Source organism: Actinosynnema sp. (genome assembly GCF_052038725.1).
On sequence record NZ_JBQGCX010000502.1, the window covers coordinates 1 to 4193 of the forward strand.

The following is a 4193-nucleotide window of genomic DNA, read 5'->3' on the forward strand; positions in this document are numbered from 1 at the left end:
CTGGGCACCGGGCGCCCCGCCCGATCACGTCACCCGCCCAGGGACCCGTTCACTCGGCCGGGTTGAGCCGCAGGTCCGGGTTCACCGGCGGCGCCCCGTCGAACGGGCCGGGCACCAGGCCGCCGAGCTGGTCCAGGGTCAACCGCACGTCGGCCGCGAACGGGTCGGTCCCGGCGGGCGGGTCCGCGAACCAGGACTTCAGCTCCTCCGGCACCGGGTAGCCGTCCGCCAGCTCCCGGTACTGCTCGCCGCGCTCGCGCGCCTGCCTGGCCAGCTCCTGGTACTCGCGCATGGCGATCCGCATCCGGATCCACCGGTACCGCGCGGTCCGCTCGCCGCCCTCCTGGGTGAACCTGGTGCGCAGCAGCTCCCCCGCGACCCGGCCGCGCTCGGCCAGCGCCCGGATCGTCTCCGGCCGCATGAACAGGTTCGTGCCGCCCTCGCCGCCGCGCAGCCGCACGTGCGCGATCCGCCCGCGGAAGCCCGGCAGCGCCGACTGCATCGCGTCCCGCCAGCCGAGCGCGGTGTCCAGGACCGCCTGCGCGAACCCGACCGCGCCGGTGACCGCCCGCCACGGCCTGCCCTCCTGCGAGGCGTCCTGCTCGGGCAGCCACACGTCCGGCGCGTCCGGCGCCGGGTAGCCCTGCAGGGTGAGCCCGAACGTGGGCCAGCGGGGCAGCAGGGTGTCGAAGAAGTGGATGGGGAAGTTGCTGGTGATGCCGCCGTCCGAGAACCAGTGCACCCTCGGCTCGGGGTCGGCGCGCACCAGCGGCACCGCCGAGATCAGGCCGGGCATCGGCGTGCTCATCCGCACCGCGAGCGCCACCGGCAGGTCGGCGGGCAGCACGCGCAGCGCGGTCGCCGGGTGCAGCGGGCAGCGCGCGTCGTCCGCGCCCTCGTCGCCGAGCAGGTCGACCACCCGCGCGGGCAGCACCGCCGCCAGGCAGTCGGCGCAGAACAGCCAGCGGTCGTCCGAGGTGAACGGCAGCCTGCACGGGCGGCCCTCGGAGACGTCGGTGCTCATCAGCACCAGGTTCGTGGTCAGGTCGGAGAAGCGCAGCCCGCGCACGCCCGCGAGGTGGTCGAGGGAGTCGGCGAGCCAGTCGCTCAGCGGCGGGACACCGGTGGACTTCGGCATCCCGCAGCGGCGGTCCCACCAGCTCGACCGGTAGCCGCCGGTGCCGGGCACGAGCCCGAAGCCGATGGACGCGGCCCGCTCGCGCACGAACCTGCGCACCCCGCCCGCGTAGATCAGGACGACCGCGCTGGCCAGCCCGAAGCCGAGCACCAGCCACACCACGCCCGCGGTGGCGGCCGACGCCAGCACCGCCCAGTCCGCGCGCAGCCGGGGGACGATCGGGTAGAGCGGGACGGCCGCCAGCAGCAGCAGGCCGATCCGGGCGGGCAGCGGCCCGCGCCCGCTGGGCAGCGCCTTCGCCGCCACCCACGGCACCGCGAGCACGGCCGCCACCACGATCGCCGCCAGCCCCCAGGTCGGGAAGCCGGGCCAGGCGACCGCGCCGAACCACAGCACCGGCCCGGCCAGCCAGACCAGCAGCGCCGCGGCGAGCGCGGCCTTGGCCCGCAGGCCGATCGCGCCCAGCAGCGCGAACACCAGGGAGACCGCCGCGCTGCGCCCGGTGGTCTCCCGGCTCTGCATGGTCGCGGTGACCAGCCGGTAGAGCTTGCGGGTGGCCCTGGTCGGCTGGAACAGCTGGGCGAGCCGCTGCTGCCCGGCCGCGAACCAGGAGACCGTGTCGGCGAGCCGGTCGAACCCGCCGCTGTCCCGCCCGCGCTCGGCCGCCGCCGCGAACGAGGCCCCGATCGCCCCGGCCGAGGCCCCGCCGAGCGAGCGGAACCGGTAGTGCTTGGACAGCTCGACCACGGCCAGCGGGTAGACGATCCCGCTCGTGGCCCCGCCGCGCATGGTGAGGTCGCAGCACCTGTCGAAGTCCTCGTCGTCCCCGTCGTCGCCTGCCGCCATCACCGGATGGTCCCGCGCGGTGCGGGGTGCGCCGCTAGGGCTGATCCGGGGAAGGCGCGCGGGTGGAGCAGTCGTGCGCCCCACCCGCCGACGCCGTCCGGTCAGCGCCGCCCGCTCAGTGCCGTCCGGTCAGTGCCGCTCGCTCAGTGCCGCTCGCTCGGCGGCGCGAGGAAGTCGTCCAGCAGCACCGGGGTCATCCCGTCCGCCTTCGCGCGCTCGCAGAACGCGGTGAAGTCGGCCACGAAGCTGTCCCGGAAGTGCATGAGCACGATGTCGCCGCCGCGCAGCCTGTCCCCCACCTGGAACTGCACCACGCCGTCGTTGACCGCCGCCGTCCACAGCACCACCGCCCGCATCCCGCACGAGGCGGCGGCGCGGCGGGTGTTCAGGTCGTAGTTGCCGAACGGCGGGCGGAACAGGGTCGGCCTGGTCCCGAGCGCCGCCCCGAGGTAGTCGGCATTGCCGCAGATCTCCGCGCGCTGCGCCTCGTACCCCATGCCGCGCAGGTTCGGGTGGTCCGTGGTGTGGGCGTGCACGTGCGCGCCCGCGCCCCGGATCGCGTTGAAGTACGCCGGGTCCGGCTGCACGTGCGTGGTGTTGAGGAACAGCGACGGCTCGATGCCGGAGTCGCGGATGAGCTGGAGCGCCTTGGGGTGCCGGACGGCCCCGTCGTCGATGGTCAGGAACACGTAGGGCTTGTCGGTCTCGATGCTGCTGACCACCGGCGCCAGGTCGCCCTCCTGCGGCGGGGCCTCCTTCTGGGCCGTGCCGTACCGGTAGGGCTGCTGGAACAGCTTCGGCGGCGGCGGGGGTGGGGTGGTGGTCGTGGAGGTGGTCGTCGTGCTCGGCGGCACGGGCGCCGCCTCGGGGGCTTCGGGAGCAGGCGAGCAGGCCGCCAGCAGTCCCAGGGCAGCCGTCATCGCTACTGCCAACGCGCGCATGGAGTGGATCCCCCCGGAGGATTGCTTTTCCTCCGGATGAGACGCGGGCGCCGCCATCCGGGTTGCACGGCGATCGCGAACCGCCGGGGATAGGGTCGGGCCCGACAGCCAAGATCACCAGCGGAGGACCCGATGAGCCTCGACCGACCCGTCGCGCCGGACCCGTACTCGCTGCTCCCGACCGCTCCCGCGTTCCAGGTCACCTCGACCGACGTGGCCGACGGGCAGCCCCTGCCGCAGGCGCAGGTGTTCGAGGGCGGCAACACCTCGCCGCAGCTGTCCTGGAGCGGGTTCCCCGAGGGGACGAAGAGCTTCGTGGTGACCTGCTTCGACCCGGACGCCCCCACCCCGTCCGGCTTCTGGCACTGGGTCGCGGTGAACCTGCCGGTCTCGACCACCTCGCTGGACACCGGGGCGGGCGCGGACGACGACTCGCTGCCCGGCGGCGCGTTCCACGTGCGCAGCGACTACGGCACGCGCGCGTTCGGCGGCGCGGCCCCGCCCAAGGGCGACCGCCCGCACCGCTACTTCTTCGTGGTGCACGCGGTCGACGTCGAGGCGCTGGACGTGGACGGCGACGCCTCGCCCGCCGCGGTGAGCTTCAACCTGGCGTTCCACACCCTGGCGCGGGCGATCATCACGCCGACCTACCAGCACTGAGCGGCGGGAACATCCGCCAGGACGAGAGGGTTGAGCAGGGCGTGAGGCACTTCGACCTGGTTGTCATCGGCACCGGCTCCGGCAACTCCATCGTGGACGAGGCGTTCGCCGCCTGGGACGTCGCGATCGTGGAGAAGGGCGTGTTCGGCGGGACCTGCCTGAACGTGGGCTGCATCCCGACGAAGATGTTCGTGCACACGGCCGACCTCGCGGCGGGTCCGGCGAGCGCGGCCCGCTTCGGCGTGGACGCCTCGCTCGACGGCGTGCGCTGGACCGACGTGCGCGACCGGATCTTCGGGCGCATCGACCCGATCGCCGAGGGCGGGAGGCGGTGGCGCGAGAGCGGCAGCGCGAACACCACCGTGTACAGCGGGACGGCCCGGTTCACCGGCCCCAAGACGCTCGACACCGGCGCAGGCGAGACCATCACCGCCGACCGGTTCGTGATCGCGGTGGGCTCGCGCCCGGTCGTGCCGGACGTGCCGGGCCTGGTCGAGACCGGCTTCCACACCAGCGACACGGTGATGCGGCTGGACCGGCTGCCCCGGCGGATGGTGATCCTGGGCAGCGGGTTCGTGGCCACCGAGTTCGCGCACGTGTTCTCGTCG

Annotated in this window: 4 protein-coding genes; 2 read left to right on the top strand and 2 right to left on the bottom strand. The window is 74.3% G+C overall.

The genetic code is table 11. The features are described from left to right. Positions 1–49: 49 nt before the first annotated feature. Positions 50–1984, bottom strand: a complete 1935-nt coding sequence (locus tag ACTUAL_RS10050; RefSeq protein WP_440900078.1) for a patatin — start codon at positions 1982–1984, stop codon at positions 50–52. A gap of 143 nt (positions 1985–2127) precedes the next feature. Next, a complete protein-coding gene (locus tag ACTUAL_RS10055; protein ID WP_440900079.1) occupies positions 2128–2904 on the bottom strand; it encodes a polysaccharide deacetylase family protein in 777 nt (258 codons plus the stop codon). A 153-nt stretch (positions 2905–3057) separates the two neighbouring features. Here ACTUAL_RS10055 and ACTUAL_RS10060 point away from each other — a divergent pair, with 153 nt between their 5' ends. Beyond that, positions 3058–3585, top strand: a complete 528-nt coding sequence (locus ACTUAL_RS10060; RefSeq protein ID WP_096496557.1) for a YbhB/YbcL family Raf kinase inhibitor-like protein — start codon at positions 3058–3060, stop codon at positions 3583–3585. A gap of 41 nt (positions 3586–3626) precedes the next feature. Next, positions 3627–4193, top strand: a 567-nt coding sequence (locus ACTUAL_RS10065; RefSeq protein ID WP_440900080.1) for an FAD-dependent oxidoreductase, incomplete at its 3' end; no start/stop codon positions are given.